This is a genomic window from Acetobacterium wieringae (genome assembly GCF_001766835.1).
GTDB lineage: Bacteria > Bacillota > Clostridia > Eubacteriales > Eubacteriaceae > Acetobacterium > Acetobacterium wieringae.
The window spans coordinates 92,751-109,560 of sequence record NZ_LKEU01000050.1; the positions used below are offsets into that span (position 1 = coordinate 92,751).

19 protein-coding genes and 1 riboswitch are annotated in these 16,810 nt (G+C 44.7%); of the genes, 11 read left to right on the forward strand and 8 right to left on the reverse strand.

Annotated elements, in window-relative coordinates; genetic code table 11:
- Positions 1 to 4 precede the first annotated feature (4 nt).
- On the forward strand, positions 5 to 508 hold the full coding sequence (locus ACWI_RS17760) for a MogA/MoaB family molybdenum cofactor biosynthesis protein (protein ID WP_070372781.1): 504 nt from the start codon (positions 5 to 7) through the stop codon (positions 506 to 508).
- A gap of 54 nt (positions 509 to 562) precedes the next feature.
- Here the strand turns inward: ACWI_RS17760 and ACWI_RS17765 are convergent, their stop codons facing one another.
- Positions 563 to 784, reverse strand: coding sequence for a YdbC family protein (locus ACWI_RS17765; protein WP_070372782.1), 222 nt, complete (start codon positions 782 to 784; stop codon positions 563 to 565).
- A 12-nt stretch (positions 785 to 796) separates the two neighbouring features.
- On the reverse strand, positions 797 to 1,045 hold the full coding sequence (locus ACWI_RS17770; RefSeq protein WP_070372783.1) for a glutaredoxin domain-containing protein: 249 nt from the start codon (positions 1,043 to 1,045) through the stop codon (positions 797 to 799).
- Between the two features lie 168 nt (positions 1,046 to 1,213).
- Here ACWI_RS17770 and upp point away from each other — a divergent pair, with 168 nt between their 5' ends.
- Both upp and ACWI_RS17780 read left to right on the forward strand, forming a co-directional pair.
- Positions 1,214 to 1,843: a uracil phosphoribosyltransferase gene (gene upp / locus ACWI_RS17775; protein ID WP_070372784.1), complete on the forward strand. Its 630-nt coding sequence runs from the start codon at positions 1,214 to 1,216 to the stop codon at positions 1,841 to 1,843.
- Between the two features lie 82 nt (positions 1,844 to 1,925).
- Positions 1,926 to 3,266, forward strand: a complete 1,341-nt coding sequence (locus ACWI_RS17780) for an APC family permease (protein WP_070372785.1) — start codon at positions 1,926 to 1,928, stop codon at positions 3,264 to 3,266.
- A gap of 165 nt (positions 3,267 to 3,431) precedes the next feature.
- Here ACWI_RS17780 and ACWI_RS17785 read toward each other — a convergent pair whose 3' ends face one another.
- Genes ACWI_RS17785 through ACWI_RS17795 form a run of 3 tightly spaced genes read right to left on the reverse strand, consistent with a single transcriptional unit; the run spans position 3,432 to position 6,538 of the window.
- Positions 3,432 to 4,595 carry a SpoIIE family protein phosphatase gene (locus ACWI_RS17785; protein ID WP_070372786.1) on the reverse strand — a complete coding sequence of 388 codons (1,164 nt, stop codon included), beginning with the start codon at positions 4,593 to 4,595 and terminating at the stop codon, positions 3,432 to 3,434.
- Positions 4,595 to 6,298, reverse strand: coding sequence for a [Fe-Fe] hydrogenase large subunit C-terminal domain-containing protein (locus ACWI_RS17790; RefSeq protein ID WP_070372787.1), 1,704 nt, complete (start codon positions 6,296 to 6,298; stop codon positions 4,595 to 4,597). Before ACWI_RS17790 ends, ACWI_RS17785 begins: the two co-directional genes overlap by 1 nt.
- The gene (locus ACWI_RS17795) at positions 6,299 to 6,538 is read right to left on the reverse strand and encodes a (2Fe-2S) ferredoxin domain-containing protein (protein ID WP_070372788.1); all 240 of its coding nucleotides are present in this window, start codon (positions 6,536 to 6,538) and stop codon (positions 6,299 to 6,301) included.
- Between the two features lie 328 nt (positions 6,539 to 6,866).
- A riboswitch (molybdenum cofactor riboswitch) is annotated at positions 6,867 to 6,983 on the forward strand.
- Between the two features lie 104 nt (positions 6,984 to 7,087).
- On the opposite strand from ACWI_RS17795, the gene ACWI_RS17800 reads away from it, so the two are divergent.
- From ACWI_RS17800 to ACWI_RS17835, 8 genes are all read left to right on the forward strand, one after another.
- Entirely contained in the window at positions 7,088 to 7,945 is an 858-nt protein-coding gene (locus ACWI_RS17800; RefSeq protein WP_070372789.1) for an ABC transporter substrate-binding protein, read from the forward strand.
- A 57-nt stretch (positions 7,946 to 8,002) separates the two neighbouring features.
- Positions 8,003 to 8,710 (forward strand): ABC transporter permease, encoded by a 708-nt coding sequence (locus ACWI_RS17805; protein ID WP_070372790.1) that lies wholly within the window; start codon positions 8,003 to 8,005, stop codon positions 8,708 to 8,710.
- Positions 8,694 to 9,410: an ABC transporter ATP-binding protein gene (locus ACWI_RS17810; RefSeq protein WP_070372791.1), complete on the forward strand. Its 717-nt coding sequence runs from the start codon at positions 8,694 to 8,696 to the stop codon at positions 9,408 to 9,410. The genes ACWI_RS17805 and ACWI_RS17810 overlap by 17 nt, the downstream gene beginning before the upstream one ends.
- 164 nt (positions 9,411 to 9,574) lie before the next feature.
- Complete coding sequence (locus ACWI_RS17815; RefSeq protein WP_070372792.1) at positions 9,575 to 10,642, forward strand: HD-GYP domain-containing protein; 1,068 nt, start codon at positions 9,575 to 9,577, stop codon at positions 10,640 to 10,642.
- Between the two features lie 244 nt (positions 10,643 to 10,886).
- Complete coding sequence (locus ACWI_RS17820; protein ID WP_338076023.1) at positions 10,887 to 11,951, forward strand: ABC transporter ATP-binding protein; 1,065 nt, start codon at positions 10,887 to 10,889, stop codon at positions 11,949 to 11,951.
- Positions 11,938 to 12,783: an ABC transporter permease gene (locus tag ACWI_RS17825; protein WP_070372794.1), complete on the forward strand. Its 846-nt coding sequence runs from the start codon at positions 11,938 to 11,940 to the stop codon at positions 12,781 to 12,783. Before ACWI_RS17820 ends, ACWI_RS17825 begins: the two co-directional genes overlap by 14 nt.
- Complete coding sequence (locus ACWI_RS17830) at positions 12,780 to 13,559, forward strand: ABC transporter permease (protein ID WP_070372795.1); 780 nt, start codon at positions 12,780 to 12,782, stop codon at positions 13,557 to 13,559. Before ACWI_RS17825 ends, ACWI_RS17830 begins: the two co-directional genes overlap by 4 nt.
- A 19-nt stretch (positions 13,560 to 13,578) precedes the next feature.
- Positions 13,579 to 14,619 (forward strand): ABC transporter substrate-binding protein, encoded by a 1,041-nt coding sequence (locus ACWI_RS17835; protein WP_070372796.1) that lies wholly within the window; start codon positions 13,579 to 13,581, stop codon positions 14,617 to 14,619.
- A 91-nt stretch (positions 14,620 to 14,710) separates the two neighbouring features.
- Here the strand turns inward: ACWI_RS17835 and ACWI_RS17840 are convergent, their stop codons facing one another.
- From ACWI_RS17840 to ACWI_RS17850, 3 genes are read right to left on the reverse strand one after another with little or no spacing between them, the layout of a single operon-like run.
- Positions 14,711 to 16,006: a cation:proton antiporter gene (locus ACWI_RS17840; protein WP_070372797.1), complete on the reverse strand. Its 1,296-nt coding sequence runs from the start codon at positions 16,004 to 16,006 to the stop codon at positions 14,711 to 14,713.
- Between the two features lie 14 nt (positions 16,007 to 16,020).
- A complete protein-coding gene (locus ACWI_RS17845) occupies positions 16,021 to 16,323 on the reverse strand; it encodes an SHOCT domain-containing protein (RefSeq protein ID WP_070372798.1) in 303 nt (100 codons plus the stop codon).
- Positions 16,324 to 16,743: a DUF6325 family protein gene (locus tag ACWI_RS17850; RefSeq protein ID WP_070372799.1), complete on the reverse strand. Its 420-nt coding sequence runs from the start codon at positions 16,741 to 16,743 to the stop codon at positions 16,324 to 16,326.
- Between the last annotated feature and the right edge of the window lie 67 nt (positions 16,744 to 16,810).

Below are 16,810 nucleotides of genomic sequence, written 5' to 3' on the forward strand. Positions count from 1 at the left end.
AAACATGTATCGAACTGGAATAATGACCTTAAGTGATCTGGGCTCGAAGGGCCAACGGGAAGACAAAAGCGGTCCGATGATTGCTACGATGCTGGCCGAAACCAAACTTTATGAGGTAGTCAAAACCATCATTCTTCCGGATGATCTGGACACCATTAAAGCTGCCCTGATAACCTGGGCCGATGAAGACCATCTGGATCTGATTCTGACTACCGGAGGCACCGGCTTTTCCGGACGGGACTGGACCCCGGAGGCCACCATTGCCGTCTGTGACCGGATGACTCCCGGCATCCCCGAAGCGATGCGTTATCACAGCCTGCAGATCACCCCCAAAGCAATGCTCAGCCGCAGTGCCGCCGGTATCCGCAAGCAAACCCTGATCATCAACCTCCCCGGCAGCCCCAAAGCCGTCAAAGAAAACCTTGAAGCCATTCTGCCAGCCCTGGATCACGGCCTGGAGATGCTCCAGAGCAGTGGCTCCGCCAATTGCGCCGAACCCATCAAATAACCTAAAAAAGCGTATCTCCCCATCTGGTGAGATACGCTTTTTACTGTTTATTTCCTAAAGTTCCATACCGTTTAAGATATCACGCAATTGAACCAGCTCATCAGCAGTCAACGTGATGCCCTTACGCATTTTTTCGTGATCTGCATTCCAATCCCGGATATCATACTTGGGGTCCCGTTCATTCCAGCTAACCAAATTCAGCTCTTTCTGCCAACCACTGGGCAACTCGCTGAGAACACCGATTTCTTCTACAACTTTGAATGTTATTGCTGCCATCTTAACCTCACCTTATAATAATTCATCGAGTTTACCGCTAAACTCAATTTCTTTAAGCTCTGAAAAACCACCAACAAATGTCTCCCCTATAAAGACAAAAGGCACCGTATAATGATTGGTCTGATCCTGTAATTGGCGCCGGGTCTGCGCATCATTGTAAATATCAATTTCGTTGTACTTCAAACCCTTATCATCCAGAAGTTGTTTGGCGGCTCGACAATAGGGACAGTGGGCCCAAGTATATAATTTAATTTCTTTCATTTTTCAGGTCACCTTCCTTTTTAAAAATTTCTATTCCTCTTGAATTTTATCATATTATTTCATTTTAACCCTTATTTCCCAAGTGTCAACAAATAATTCTTAAATAATTGTAGAATTATTCAGTCAATTATCGTATTATTAATCTATTAACAATAAAAGGAGATTATCATGCAAAATGTAACGATCGTGGATCATCCACTTGTCATGCACAAATTGACCCACCTGAGAAAGATGGAAACACCGTCCCGGGAGTTTCGGGAACTGGTGAAAGAACTATCCAGCCTGATGGCCTGGGAGGTTACCAAGAATTTTCCGCTTAAAGAAATCGAGATTGAAACACCCATCTGCAAAACAACCCAAAAAGTACTGGCCGAAAAAGATGTGGTCATTGTCCCTATTCTACGGGCAGGTTTGGGCATGGTGGAAGGTTTTACCAACATCATCCCCAAGGCCAAAATCGGTCACATTGGTCTGTACCGTGATCCCGAAACGCTCCAGGCGGTGGAATACTACAAGAAACTGCCTTCTGATATTGCCGAACGAGAAGCCATAATTGTCGACCCGATGCTGGCCACCGGGGTTTCGGTCATCCATACCATTCGCCTATTAAAAGAAGCCAACTGCCCCAATATCAAGGTGGTTCATATTCTGGCCTGCCCGGAAGGGATCAAAGCCGTCACCACCGCTTATCCTGATATCCCGATTTTTTGCGCTGCCATCGATGATCACTTAAACGACCACGCTTACATTGTGCCTGGTTTAGGTGATGCCGGTGACCGGCTTTTCGGTACCAAGTAAATTTTAAAATCATTTTTCAGGCAATAAGAAATCACACCAAGGCTTTTACTAATTGTCAGGAATCCAAACCCTGGAGGTTACCATGCAACAGTCACGATACAACTTATTTACCGCCATCGCGCTGATTGTTGGCGTCGTTATCGGTTCTGGTATATTTTTTCGAAGCGATAATATTCTGGTCGCCACCGGCGGCAATGTGTTTTTAGGTATTCTGGTCTTCGTCATTGCAGCCATCAGCATTGTCTTTGGTTGTTTAACCATTGCTGAACTGGCAGCCCGAACCGATCGTCCCGGCGGCGTTCTTTCCTACGCCAAGGAATTTATCAGCCCCAGCATGGGTTCTGCCTATGGCTGGTTCCAGACCTTTATATATTTACCCACCATCACCGCTATTCTGGCCTGGGTTTCCGGCATTTATTTCTGCATTCTCTTTAATGTCGAACAGACTCTGGAAGTTCAGATTCTGGTGGGGATCTGCTGTTTTTTGGTGCTTTATGCCACCAATATTCTGTCAGCCAAAATTGGCGGTCATTTTCAAAGTGCCGCCATGGTCATCAAACTGATTCCGCTGGTTATCATCGGCTTTGCCGGTCTGATCTTTGGCGGTACCGCAGACCATTTCACCAGTACAGCCATCTCTGAAATCGGCTCTACCAGTTGGATTGCGGCTATTGCCCCGATTGCCTTTTCATTTGACGGCTGGATTATATCCACTTCAGTGGCCTATGAAATAAAAAACAGCAAACGAAATCTGCCCCTGGCCCTGGTAATCAGTCCGATGATTATTCTGGTGCTTTACATTATTTATTTTGTGGGCATTTCAAATCTGGTGGGGCCGACCGAAATAATGAACAGTGGCGATGCCCATCTGGACTATGCTGCCAATATGATTTTGGGTCCCAGTGGCGCCAAAATCCTGATGCTCTTTGTGTTCATCTCGGTACTGGGAACCCTCAATGGCTTGGTCATGGCAATGATCCGGATGCCTTATGCCTTGGGTCTGGATCAAATGATCCCTAAAGCCAAAGCAATGACGAAGATTTCGTCTCACTTTGATTTTCCGGTCAATTCAGCTTTTTTTGCCCTAATCATTGTTGGATTCTGGTTGATGGTTCATTATTTTGCTCAGAAATATAAGCTGTTTCCGAATTCCGATATTTCCGAAATCGCCGTTGTCACCAGCTATCTGTTGTACCTGGGCCTCTACTATAAAGTTTTTTCACTGTGGCGAAAAAAAGAAATCAAAAGCCTGTTCCGGGGCCTGATCTGTCCTCTTCTGGCTGCCATTGGCTCGTTGATCATTTTCTCCGGAGGCATTCAGAATCCGTTGTTTGGCCTTTATTTTGCCATTTGCGCCATTGTTTTTGGGGCTGGATACAGCTATTACCATTTTGCCGTCTTAAAAAAACAACTAAAAAAATAATGTTTTTTTGATTATTTGTGTTAATTAAAAAAATTTGGGTAAATAAAGAATATAGCTTTTCTCCTCAAAGCATATTATATTAGAAGCGGAACACCCTCACCGGGGTGTTCCGCTTCTCTTTTTGATAAAATTACGATTTTTTTATGCTGCCATGATTTGTCCTGATCAAACGTAGATGATATTCACTTCTTTATTGATGCTCCGCAGCATATCTATCAGTTTTTGGGTCACCCGCCATTTTGTCGTCAGTTCCTCCGGAAAATCCGGGTTCTGATGGGCCGGATTAATCGAATTCCCCATGATTAAATCAATGGTGGTACATTCGTTCATTAAAATATTTGCCAGCATCGATGCGCCGTTTTTTTCCTGAAATATTTCCCGACCACAACGATTATTCATATAATCTTCACAGATCCGCAAGGTTTCCTGAAGGGTTAATACCCCCTCTGTTACCAGATCGATCCCTTTAATGGTAGCGATCGGCGGCACCCGATCCGACATGGTCGAAAAATCAACCTTGACCTCTTCGCCGAATTCCCGGGCCACAATATTGGCAGCGGTTCCGCCACAGACAATCTTCTTGCCCCGGGCCCGCTCCAGCAGCCGTTTAATCTCGGCATCCTTCTCCTGATCCAGCGGTGGCCCCGAAAAAATGGTGATATATTTTCGTTCTTCCACCTTAATAACGGCCACCGTGGTATCATCTCCCGGTTCTTCGCCATAAAGGTTGTAGCAAGTATCCACCAGTGCCATCGAAATGTCCTTGGCCTTTTTGTTTTCATAGGAGCGTGCCAGAACGTAATCCGCCGCTTCTTCCCATTGCCAACCAAAGTTTAACAAATGGCCAATCCCGGCATGAATCACACCATCACTGAAAAAGGCCATAATATCGCCTTTTTCGATTTCCATTGAGGTTTCATAAACCGATTTTCCCTGGAATTCAATTTCTTTTCGTTCCAGTTCGATAATCTCCCCATCCCGGATAAACACCAGTGGCGGGTTATCAAATTCCAGAATATAAGCCATCCGGTTTCTAAATACCTGCACAATCGTAAAGGTCGAGTAAGCCATATGGCGAACGCTGCATTTGGGTAGGGTTGCTTCCAGGGTTTCGAGCACATCCATAATCCCCATTTTTTCTTCCAGCATGGTGGCCGCAATGGTAGAGGTCAGGGTTGCCAGAATATTGGCTTTGACGCCGCTGCCCATGCCATCAGCCAGCACCACTATGACACTTTCATCATTGATCCGAACTTCCACATTATCGCCGCAAAGCTCTTCATGAACCTTGTTGACACTATCGCTGGCAATATCCATAAATAACGCCATTAAACTTCAACCTCCCGACTGGTTACCACTTTCTGGAGCTTGGTCAGGGTCACCTTGGTTTCAGCCGTGGTTTCACCCAGTAAGCCAGCAATTTCGTGGGCAACCCGCATTTGTTTGTCGATAACCCGTTGGGCCATTTTCAGGGTTTCTTCCTGAATTTTTTGCATGTCCTGCTCCTGCTTTTCCTGGCGGGTGATGTCAATAAATATTCCCATATACAGCTCCTGCTCGGGAATATAGGTCAAGATTTCCATAAAGGTGCGGTTTTCTCTTTCGTAGTGACCTTTGCCGGTATAGGTATTGCCCCGGTCATGATTGAGTTTTCTAAAGGGATTGTAATCCAGAGCGTCGACAAAATTGTAACGCATCACATCTTCCTTTTTCATATTAAAGAGGCGTTCCGCCGCAGCATTAAACTCGATGATCCGGAATTTTTTATCCAGCACCGCAATGGCGTTGGGGGTGGTAGTGATAATCAAATTCGAAATGGCTTCGGTCTTACTGGTGATCAGTGGCAGACACATATCCAATTCCGCCATATTCCAATATACCGCCCGGGCCTTATCCCGACAGGTTTCATAACCACAGGTTCCGCAATTCAGTTCGTCCCGTTCCGTAAATTTGGACATTTGATTGAGGATTTTTTCCAGCTCTTCGGTCGGTACCTCGCCCAGATGATGAACGGGCCGTTTATGAAATGAACGCCTGGTATCAACCGCTGGAATATCGGTGGAGGGTTCCTTTTTACTGTTTAAATCAATATAGGTCTGCAGCATCTCCACCTTTTCATATTTAGACAGCGGACTGTGAATATTACCCGGGCCATTGACACAGCCCTCCTCACAGGCGTTCATTTCGATCCAGTATTTTTTATCCAGCTGGTGAATCTCATCAAGAAACTCCATACAGTCCCTGACTCCATCAATACGCAAAATTTTCCGGCTGCCATCGAGATTTTCGACACTGTTTTTAGCCAATCCGCCAGTAATCGGATAAAGCCGTCCGGTGTTGGTACCAATGGCATTAAATTCTTCCATCGGCATTTTATTGGGGATGATGTTTTCTTTTTTAATCCAGCTGTCAATTTCATCGAAGGTTAAAACCCCATCAATGATGCCCCGGACATCCTTGTCGTGTACCTCCATTTTCTTAGCCAGGCAGGAGCCGGCATAGACAATTTTGGCATTAGGATATTTTTCACGAAGAATCTTGCCATGGGCAATCATCGGTGAGACCTGACGACTCAGCGATGAGAGATACTGAGGATAGTAAATCTCAATGAGGTTTTTGATCGCCGCACAGGATGACGAAATAATAAATTTCTTATCACTGCGATACTCATCGGCATAGGCCTTGGCCACCACTTCGGCACCAATCGAGGTCTCCTCGATAATCGTGAAGCCCAGCTCCCGAAGAATTCCCAGATACTGGCGGGGATGATCCAGATAATAGGCTGTCGGGAATACCGCTGACAAGCTTAGCACCACCTGCTCGGTTTTCAGCCATTGCTTGATGGTATCGACATCACTATGAATTTCTTTGGCGTTATGGGGACAGGTAGCAATACAAACACCACAGCCAATACACATGGACTGAATAATCTGAGCATGTTTATCCTTAAGCTTTATGGCTTTCACCGGACAATTCCGAATACATTTATAACAATTACGGCATTTATTTTTTGAAAAATTGATAATACTCAATTATTTTCCCCCCATAATTTTCTCGAAGACTTCTTCCACATTTTCAACAGACGCAGCATAGATGATCTCATCACATTCCACAGCCACACCCTCGGTGCATTTTCCCATACAAAACGATCCCACCAATTCAACCTCATCCCCCAGCCCCCGCTGATCAATGATCTGGTTCATCGCTTTCACCACCTTATACGATCCATTTACATGACAGGCACTGCCAACACATACTCTTATTGTCTTCATCACATTTTCCTTTATCAAAATTTCTAGCTCAATCTGATTGATTCATGGTATCATCAGATTTTTTGTCTGTCAACGGCTGGGCAAAAATGTCATGGTAAAAGACATTTTACAAAATGAGATCAAAATAAGGATAAAAAAACGTACAGTTTTTGATCAATTTTTCACCGCACACATCACTTTTTGACGCTTTTTTTAATGGTCATTTCAGTTGCTATGAATAAATGATCGGCTACTGGGTATCAACTAACAGAAAGACACAATTCCATGGCAGACTTGACTCAACCTATCTGATTTGATAAAATAAAACCAATTAAATACAGTTTCATAGTGAAAACAAACAATCCGAATTGAAGAACCTACGGTTTACTATGGTTTTTCAATCGTTAGAGTCTCGTTAGAAATGACGATGCTTTCCAGTGTGTAGAGGATGGTTAACGCAGAATTTTCGATTGTTTTTTGAGCAATCGATTATTTTTTTTGGATTCACTTCTCTTTATTGTCGTCTTTAGAGTATCTGCTCTTTTGATAAAATATTTTAGGAGGAAGAAAATGAAAAAGAAATTGTCACTATTGGTTATTGTTTTGTTTGTTTGCACCATTGCCCTCAGTACGCTGGGCTGTACTCCGGCAAAAAAAGACTTAGAGCCCGGCTCCAACGGAGAAATCATTCTGGCCACCACCACCAGCACCCAGGACAGCGGTTTGCTGGAAGAAATTCTGCCCGATTTTGAGGCCCAAACCGGAATTGCCGTCAAGGTTGTCGCCGTGGGCACCGGTAAAGCCATGGAAATGGGGAAAGCTGGTGAGGCTGATGTCCTTTTAGTACATGCCATCACCCAGGAGGAACAATTTGTCAAAGACGGTTATGGGGTTGAACGTTTTGCCGTTATGCATAATGACTTTGTGGTGCTGGGACCAAAAGAAGACCCGGCCAAGGTCAAAACGACAGCTGCTGATAATGCAGTTAAAGCCTTTACCGCCATTGCCGCCGTGCCCGCAACCTTTGTCTCCCGGGATGATAAATCCGGCACCAATACCAAAGAACTGGAAATCTGGAAAGCTGCCAATATTACTCCAGCTGGTGACTGGTACATAAAAACCGGCACTGGGATGGGCGAAACCCTGACCGTCACCAATGAAAAACTGGGCTACACTCTGGCAGACCGGGCCACTTACGCCAACATGAAAGACACCATGGCTAATCTGGAAATCGTCTGCGAAGGTGATGAAATGCTTAATAACCCATATGGGGTTATTGCCGTCTCGCCAAGTATTAATGACCAGATCAATGCCGAAGGTGCCCAGGCGTTTGTGGATTGGATCGTATCTCCTGAAACTCAGGAACTGATCGCATCCTATAAAGTCAATGGCGATCAACTATTTGTTCCGGACGCTGTTAAAAAATAACAATCAATTGAGATCCTGGGAGATGTCATCTTCCAGGATCTCATTATGGAGAAATCAATGGACTACATACTCAATGGTTTTGTTGAAGCCTTTCGGCTGATTTTTTCCTTTGACCCTGAAATCATTCAAATTGTTCTCTTATCGCTTTTCGTCTCTTTTTCATCGACCCTTTACGGAACCTTGATTGGGGTGCCCCTTGGCGTCATTCTGGGAATCAATAATTTTCGAGGCAAAAAAGTGGTCTCCCGGTTGCTGTATACCTTTATGTCATTTCCACCGGTTATCATCGGTTTGTTTACCGCCCTCTTTTTGGCCCGTTCGGGACCCTTCGGCCAGTTTCAGCTGATGTACACCCCTACCGCCATGATCATTGCCCAAACTATTCTGGTGACGCCGGTTATTATGGGCATCGTCTTTAACCATGCCAGCACCAGCGGCTACGAGGTGGTGCAAACCGGTAAAACATTGGGAGCCCAGGGACTTAATATCCTGATATTGCTGGTTCTGGAGCTAAAAGGGGTCATTATGATTGCCCTGGTAACCGGTTTTGGTCGGGCCATTTCGGAAGTTGGTGCCGTTATGATTGTTGGCGGCAATATCCGGGACTTCACCCGGGTGATGACCACCTTTATCGCCATGAATAACAACATGGGCCAATACAGTGTTTCGATTGCCATGGGTCTGATTCTGATGACCATCTCGTTTATCACCAATTCTGTTTTATATCACTTTATCATGGGAGATCAGAATGAATATCAAGACTAGCCATATTGTTAAGACCTATAACCAAAAAAAAGTGCTTCATCTGGATGGCCAATATGGTGAGCTGTTTTTTGAGTCCGGCCAAATTCATGGTATTATTGGGCCCAACGGTTCTGGAAAAACCACCTTGATGAAAATAATAGCGGGCCTGATCGCTCCTTCCTCTGGAACGATACGCTACAATGATCATCCCTTATGTCAGGATATTTTTTCCCAAATGACCTACTCCACCCATACCCCTACGCTTTTTTCCCGATCTGTCTATGAGAATATTGCCTACCCGTTAAAAATCCGCAACTATGAAAAAGACCGGCTCAATCAGACGGTGTCGCAACTGCTGGAAGAATTTGATATCAGTGAAATCAAAAATCAGAATGCCCGCCGTCTTTCCGGTGGCGAATCCCAAAAAACCGCATTGGCCCGGGCGCTGTCTTTTTCGCCGCAGGTACTTTTTTTAGACGAACCAACTGCCAATATTGATCCCAAAAGTATCCAGCTCATTGAAACCGCCCTTAAAAAACGAAATCAAGACCAGGGCTTGACCATAATCATCATCACCCATAATCTCAGCCAGGCCTTCCGGATCTGTACCCACTTGACTTTTCTCGATCAGGGCTCCTGTCTGTTTTCCGACACCCCGGAAAAAATCATGACTTCCACCCATCCAACCATCGATGAATTTATCTCATTCAATCGATTTTAAGGTTTTATTGTCATAACTAAAGGCATATTAAGCTTAAATTTTTTTTTATTCCTGTTTTTTATCTGAGCTGACATGAAATTTTGATTGCAAAAACAGGGATCTTATAGGTATAATTATTACTTAGTCCTGACTTTATAACAGGTCATTATATTGGGAGGAAAACCATGAGATATGTACCAACATTTTGCCTGCGTGAAGGAATGATGTTAGGAAATAATCTTTGGGGTGAACGGGGTGAGCTGATACTTGCCAAAGATACGGTTCTGACTGAAGATTATATCGAACGAATAAAAAAACTGAATTATAATGGCATCTATGTTGAAGACGATCTAACCAAAGACATTCAAATCATCAATATCATCAATGACCGGGTTCGTGCCGAAACGGTTAAATGTGTGAAAGACGTCTTTATTACCACCGAAAATAAAGGTTCTTTAAAAAAGAATACCTTTAATGATATGCAAAAACAGATTGAGTCCATTGTTGATGAGATTCTTCAAAATAGCCACATGGTCATTAATATGGTGGATTTGAAGGTTTTTGATGATTATACTTATTTCCATTCAGTGAATGTCGCCGTCCTTTCCATCGTTCTGGGAACCGCCCTGGGCTTACGCCGGGAACAATTATGCGATCTGGGAATCGGTGCTATTCTGCACGATATCGGCAAGGTTTTTGTCAAGAAAGATATTCTCTGCAAAGCCGGAGTTCTTTCTGATGACGAATCCTGTGAAATGCAAAACCATTCCACCCTGGGTTATGATTATATCAAAAAAGTATCAAACATCAATTTGTCCGCCCGAATCGGGATTCTCGATCACCATGAAAAATTCGGCGGCGGCGGTTATCCCAACGACTTAAAAGAAGAGAAAATTTCGCTCTTTGGACGGATCATTGCCATTGCCGATGTCTACGATGCCATGACCTCTGACCGCCCCTACCGCAAGGCCATCATCCCTTCAGAAGTCATCGAATACATTATGGGTGCTTCTCATACCCTTTTCGATCCGGATCTGGTTGATGTCTTTATCCGCAAGATTGCCCCCTATCCGATTGGCACCTGCGTGGAACTGAGCAACCGATTGACTGGAATTATCATTGAGAATTATGAGAACTTTTCCATGCGACCCAAGGTTCGAATTTTTAAAAAAGATGGCGAAGATGTGGCCCCCTTTGAACTTGATCTCAGTAACCGGGCCTTCCTGAATATTACCATTACCAGCATTTTATAAATTTTCCAAACATGATAAAAGCAACAGAGCGATGTTCCCGATAATGGAACATCGCTCTGTTTTTTTCATTTAAAAATCCCGGTTGCCAATTCTAATTTCATTGCTATCCGCTTGATTACATGTTAGAATAAATTATTGTAATAGTGCTTATCCATAAGCAATGAATCGCTTAATCAACCCTGGGGAAAGCCTGGGGATTTTTTTGCTTAAATAGATGGTTTCGATACCACGGAGGATTTATGAATTGAAAAAAAATACCGAAAAGATTATACAAGTTAATAACCTGGTTAAACACTATGGGGATAAAACCATCATTGATGAAATTAATTTTTCCATCCGCCCCAATGAATTTCTGACCATCCTCGGCCCCAGCGGCTGTGGTAAAACCACCCTGCTGCGAATGATTGGGGGATTTGAAACCCCGGACTCTGGAGACATTCTTTTTGAAGGACGAACCCTGCTCAATATCCCGGCCAATAAACGGCCGATTAATACGGTTTTTCAGAAATATGCCCTGTTCCCCCATTTAAATGTCTATGACAACGTTGCCTTTGGACTAAAAATTCAAAAGAAATCCAAAGACGAAATCGATCGGCTGGTTCAAGAAATGCTGCGAATGGTTAATCTTCAGGGCCATGAACAACGGGATGTCAATTCCCTAAGTGGTGGTGAGCAACAACGGGTCGCCATTGCCCGGGCGCTGGTCAATCATCCCCAGGTGCTGCTGCTGGACGAGCCCCTGGGAGCCCTGGATCTCAAGCTGCGCAAAAATATGCAACTGGAGCTGAAAAATCTTCAGAAAAAAACCGGGATCACCTTTATTTACGTCACCCACGATCAGGAAGAAGCAATGACCATGTCCGATACCATCATCATTATGAACCGCGGCCGGATTCAGCAGATCGGCTCACCGGTGGACATATACAATGAACCCCGAAACGCCTTCGCCGCTGATTTTATTGGCGAAAGCAATATTCTCGAGGCAGTAATGCTTAAAGACTGTCTGGTTAAACTTCAGGAAGTGGCCATTCCCTGTGTCGATAAAGGCTTTGAGGAAAATGAAGCCGTGCTCACCGTCATCCGTCCGGAAGATATCGAAATTCTCCCCCCTGGCGTTGGCTTTCTTGATGGTTTCATTGAAACGGTGACCTTTTTGGGGATGCACTATGAAATTGTCATGACCTGTCAGGGCATCAACTGGCTGATTCACACCACCCGGGAATTTTTCGCCGGAGACCCAATTAGCATCCAGGTTGACCCCAATAATATTCACATCATGAAAAAGGACAACGACCATGAAATCATTTAAGGAATACATCGCCTATCCCTATGGTCTGTGGATGCTGATTTTTATTGCGGTTCCGCTGTTGGTGGTGATCTGGTTCAGCTTTTTATCCAACCCGGATTTTAAGGCCGGGATCTACACCTTTACTTTGGAAAACTATCAGCAGTTTATGGATCCAGTGTATCTGGAATTATTATACCGCTCGTTTTTATATGCCGTCATTGCTACCCTGATCTGTTTTCTGATTGCCTATCCTCTGGGTAACCTGATCGTTTCCCTACCCGGCCATCGCCAAAATATGATGATTGTGTTGATGATCATTCCCATGTGGGTCAATTTTTTGTTGCGTACCTACGCCTGGATGGTCCTGCTTAGCGGCAGCGGTTTGATCTCCCAATTTTTCAGGCTGCTGGGCTTCCGGGATGTCAGTCTGCTGTACACCCAATCAGCGGTGATTCTAGGCATGGTTTATAACTTTTTTCCCTACATGCTGTTACCCATTTACACGTCCTTAAAAAAAATCGACCCGGATTTATTGCGGGCCGCCACCGATCTGGGGGCTAACCATTTCCAGATGTTTCTAAAAATCAAGATACCGCTCAGTCTGCCCGGAATTGTTTCCGGCTGTATGATGGTCTTTATGCCAGCAGTCAGCACCTTTGTCATTTCAAACCTTTTGGGCGGCGGCAAATACATGCTGATTGGTAATCTCATTGAACAGCAGTTTTTAACCCTGAACAACTGGAACTTCGGCTCAGCAATATCAATGGTTCTGATGACGATAATCTTTCTGGTTCTCGGTATTGCCCGTTTAATTACCGGGAAAGAACTTGACACTGGAGGGCAGCTGCTATGAGAAAGTTCTTTAAAAACCTGGCCTTTGGTCTGATCCTGCTGTTTTTATACGCCCCGATTCTGGTATTGATTATTTATTCCTTCAATGATTCAAAAATCATGGGGCCCTGGGCTGGCTTTACCCTGAAATGGTATGTGATGCTTTTTCAGGATCGCTACATCCTCCAGGCCTTATATTATACCCTGATCATTGCCGTAGTAGCCACCACTGTTTCCACCCTTGTGGGAACAGTCTCAGCTCTGGGCATTTATCGGATGCGTTCTAAACTGAAACGCCCCTACCTGTTGCTCAATAACATTCCGGTGCTGGTACCGGATATTGTCATGGGGATCACCCTGATGTCGCTGTTTATTTTTATTGGCATGAAAATGGGCCTTACCACCATCATTATTGCCCACATCACCTTTTGTATTCCCTATGTGATCCTGGCGGTGCTGCCCCGGTTTAACCGGCTGCCGGAAAATATTTTCGAGGCCGCCCTGGATCTCGGTGCAACGCCTCGACAGGCTTTCTGGAAGGTACTGTTCCCGGAAATTCTACCCGGTGTGACCTCCGGCGCCCTGATTGCCTTTACCCTATCCATTGATGATTTTGTCATCAGTTTTTTTACGGCTGGCAACGGGGTCAGTAACCTGTCCATCACCATCTACTCCATGGCCAAGGCTGGCATCAACCCCAAAATCAATGCCTTGTCAACCATTATGTTCGGATGTATCATGGTCTTGTTAGTCCTAATCAACATCCGCAGTGAAAAAGGGATTAAAAATATTCAATAAAGCTTATGAGGAGAAAAGAATGAAAAAAATCGTATTAATTTTTGTCTTACTGTGTCTGCCCTTTCTGGCTGGTGGCTGCGGGTCTGATGATCGGGCCGAGCTGACGGTTTATAACTGGGGTGACTATATGGATCCGGAGGTGATCGCTCAGTTTGAAGAAGAATACAATTGCCGGGTCAATTATGAAACCTTTACCTCCAATGAAGACATGTATGTCAAGGTCAAAAACTCATCTGACACCTACGATGTCCTGGTGCCTTCTGATTATATGATTGAACGGTTGATCCAGGAAGAAATGCTCCGACCGATCACAAAAGACAATATCCCTAATCTGGCCAATATCGATGCTTCGGCCCAGAATCTGGCCTTTGACCCCGGCAATCAATACTCGGTACCTTATTTTTACGGGGTTCTGGGAATTGTTTATAACACGGCGCAAGTCACCGACCCGGTGGACAGCTGGAATCTGCTCTGGAACGACAAGTACGCTTCCAAAATTCTAATGTACGACAGCATCCGCGACAGTATGGGCGTCTCGCTGAAGCGATTGGGTTTCTCCATGAATGAAACCAGTGAAGCCAATATCAATGCCGCCCGGGATGCCCTGATTGCCCAGAAACCGCTGGTGATGGCTTATGTCACCGATAATGTCAAGAGCTTAATGGCCAGCGGTGATGCGGCCATGGCAGTGGTTTACTCCGGCGATGCGGCGATTATCATGAGTGAGACCGACAGTCTTGATTTTGCGGTTCCCAAGGAAGGTTCCAATGCCTTCTACGATAATTTTGTTATTCCCAAAAATGCCAAAAACCCGGAATTAGCCGAACAATTCATCAATTTTATGCTGACTCCGGAAATTGCCGCCAAAAATATTGAATATGTCGGTTACTCCTCACCCAACGCTCCGGCCCTGGCCCTACTGGATGCCAGCTGGTCTGAAAATGCCGGTTTTAACATCAGCAAAGAAGATCTGGCCCGCAGCGAAATCTTTAAAGATCTCCCCAATGATGTGATGGAGATTTACAACCGGGCCTGGACCGAGATAAACGTATCCAAATAATATAAAACAAAAGAACAACCTTTCCGGAGATTATTTTTCCGGGAGGGTTGTTCTTTTCTTGTGTTATTACGTTATTACGTTTTCACCCTTATTATTTCAATCGCTCATATGCCTTACCCACGGTGAGTCCCTGAAATACCGTGGTAAACAGCACAATGGCATAGGTGGCAATCAGAAAAATGCTGTAGGTATCCGCCGCCAGCGAAGTCCCCGTACCCATGACCAGTGCCAGACAAAGCCCTCCTTTTAAGCCAGCCCAGGTGAAAAATACTGTAAAACTGAATTTTGACATTTTTAATGGTAGATTTTTTACAAAGACCACATTTCCGAATACACCAGCGGTTCGGGCGATAGTATTGATTAATATTGAACCAATCAGAATGATCAAAATCCCAACATTGGAGAATCCTTCGAGATTGCGGATATCCACAAACAAAAGCCCTACCAGTAAAAACAGAACCCCATTTAACAGGTTATCGATCACTCCCCAGAAATCATAAAACAGGTCATGGATTTCCTGGATTTCCTCATCCATCCCCCGTTTTTGCAAGCGGGCAATTCCGGTAGCGTAAAAGAGTCCGCAGATGACGGCCGCGATCGGCCCGGAAAAACCGAGATATTCGCAGATCAGATAAGCCGTCATCACCGTTAGAATACTGGTAAAGATTTTAATATATCGGTTTTTGGTCTGTTTAAAGACCACTGACAACAACAGTGCAACGATCAGTCCAACCGCCACCGCCCCTAGAATATCGGCAAACAGCCCCCAGACAAAGCTGACCAGGGTCAGTTCGGTGCCGGTTTGTTCAAGAATACTCATCAGGGTGGCAAAAATTGCCACCGCTACCCCATCGTTAAACAGTGACTCGCCTTCAATAATCAAAGACAATCGGTGGGGCAGGCCCACCTTGCTGAGGATGCTCATGGCTGAAATGGGATCTGATGGCGACACAATCGATCCCAGAATCAAGGCCTCCAGAAAACTCATGTTTAGCTGAAATAAATAGGCCAATCCGTAAAAAAGACTGCCATAAATAAGAATTGATACCATCGTTCCAATGATTGCCATTCTACCAATTAAAAACTTATCCTCATCAAAGTCATTGAATTTAATCCGAGAGGCGCCGCTAAAAAGCATGAAACATAGAACCCCGTGAATCAGAAAATCATTGAAATTGAACTGCTTGACCAGATCCAGCAATTCTTCCGGCAATGTCAAGGCATGCAGCTGTTGAAGCAGGATCAGAATCAGACAAAAACCGAATCCAAAAACGACCAATCCAATTTCATAGGGTAGTTTGATTGTTTTTTCATTGATAAAGCTAAAGACCACCACCAAAAAAAGCACCACCGTAAATAGAATCAGCAGTTCATTAAAATTATACATCGATCTGTTATCCGTTAAACGCCTAAAATTTGTCGCTTCTTGGCCTCAAACTCCTGTTGCGTTAGGATTCCCTGATCACGAAGCTGACCCAGCTTGGCTAATTGAGCCAGTTGTTCGTCAAAATCCACATCCTGCTGGTAGCTTTGCTGCTGAGAAACCTGCTGCTGTTGATAGGCTTGTTGCTGTTGCTGAGCATAAGCCTGCTGATCTTTTTGGGCAAACCGCTGGGCCTGGCGACGACTGACATTATTTGATACGGCTGTGGCCGTTCCAGCCACAACGGCAGTTCTGGCTACTCCTCTTAATAATCCGGCCATTTAATTTTCCTCCTCTTCATCCAATTCGGCGGCGGCATCCGGATGGATTCGCCCTTCTGAAACCAGTTTTCCATTAGCATTAATCAGGGCCCGTTTAAGATCCTTTGCCCATAATTGTTCAATGATCAATAACCCGGCGGCGTTGTTGGGTGCCAGTACCTCACCAACTTCTTCGGTATCTTCCATGGAAATCAACCCCGCTTTTTCCCGGTGCAGAGCAGCAATGGATTGGGCCAGTTCACCATCCAGATTATTCAGTTCCAATGACACTACATTCCCGTTCTCATCTTTTAGAATCACCGCCAGATCAAGTACGTTGATTATTTTCTTGCTGACCGCATCGGTTAAGGCACTCAGCACCTCTCCTTTAAACTGGTTCCCTTCAAACTCCAAAACAATGTAATCAATTGGACCACGCATCTGTTTCTCCCTTCTGTATATCGCAATGATATACGATCCATGTTTTTATTTTAAATTCTTGTATACT

What these genes read in the sequence shown, in the direction of transcription:
- ACWI_RS17770 (WP_070372783.1), bottom strand. Translation starts at nt 1,045, where the DNA reads ATGAAAGAAATTAAATTATATACTTGGGCCCACTGTCCCTATTGTCGA.
- ACWI_RS17840 (WP_070372797.1), bottom strand. Translation starts at nt 16,006, where the DNA reads ATGTATAATTTTAATGAACTGCTGATTCTATTTACGGTGGTGCTTTTT.
- ACWI_RS17850 (WP_070372799.1), bottom strand. Translation starts at nt 16,743, where the DNA reads ATGCGTGGTCCAATTGATTACATTGTTTTGGAGTTTGAAGGGAACCAG.
- ACWI_RS17795 (WP_070372788.1), bottom strand. Translation starts at nt 6,538, where the DNA reads ATGAAGACAATAAGAGTATGTGTTGGCAGTGCCTGTCATGTAAATGGA.
- ACWI_RS17835 (WP_070372796.1), top strand. Translation starts at nt 13,579, where the DNA reads ATGAAAAAAATCGTATTAATTTTTGTCTTACTGTGTCTGCCCTTTCTG.
- ACWI_RS17825 (WP_070372794.1), top strand. Translation starts at nt 11,938, where the DNA reads ATGAAATCATTTAAGGAATACATCGCCTATCCCTATGGTCTGTGGATG.
- ACWI_RS17830 (WP_070372795.1), top strand. Translation starts at nt 12,780, where the DNA reads ATGAGAAAGTTCTTTAAAAACCTGGCCTTTGGTCTGATCCTGCTGTTT.
- ACWI_RS17760 (WP_070372781.1), top strand. Translation starts at nt 5, where the DNA reads ATGTATCGAACTGGAATAATGACCTTAAGTGATCTGGGCTCGAAGGGC.
- ACWI_RS17845 (WP_070372798.1), bottom strand. Translation starts at nt 16,323, where the DNA reads ATGGCCGGATTATTAAGAGGAGTAGCCAGAACTGCCGTTGTGGCTGGA.
- ACWI_RS17800 (WP_070372789.1), top strand. Translation starts at nt 7,088, where the DNA reads ATGAAAAAGAAATTGTCACTATTGGTTATTGTTTTGTTTGTTTGCACC.
- ACWI_RS17815 (WP_070372792.1), top strand. Translation starts at nt 9,575, where the DNA reads ATGAGATATGTACCAACATTTTGCCTGCGTGAAGGAATGATGTTAGGA.
- ACWI_RS17785 (WP_070372786.1), bottom strand. Translation starts at nt 4,595, where the DNA reads ATGGCGTTATTTATGGATATTGCCAGCGATAGTGTCAACAAGGTTCAT.
- upp (WP_070372784.1), top strand. Translation starts at nt 1,214, where the DNA reads ATGCAAAATGTAACGATCGTGGATCATCCACTTGTCATGCACAAATTG.
- ACWI_RS17780 (WP_070372785.1), top strand. Translation starts at nt 1,926, where the DNA reads ATGCAACAGTCACGATACAACTTATTTACCGCCATCGCGCTGATTGTT.
- ACWI_RS17765 (WP_070372782.1), bottom strand. Translation starts at nt 784, where the DNA reads ATGGCAGCAATAACATTCAAAGTTGTAGAAGAAATCGGTGTTCTCAGC.
- ACWI_RS17810 (WP_070372791.1), top strand. Translation starts at nt 8,694, where the DNA reads ATGAATATCAAGACTAGCCATATTGTTAAGACCTATAACCAAAAAAAA.
- ACWI_RS17805 (WP_070372790.1), top strand. Translation starts at nt 8,003, where the DNA reads ATGGACTACATACTCAATGGTTTTGTTGAAGCCTTTCGGCTGATTTTT.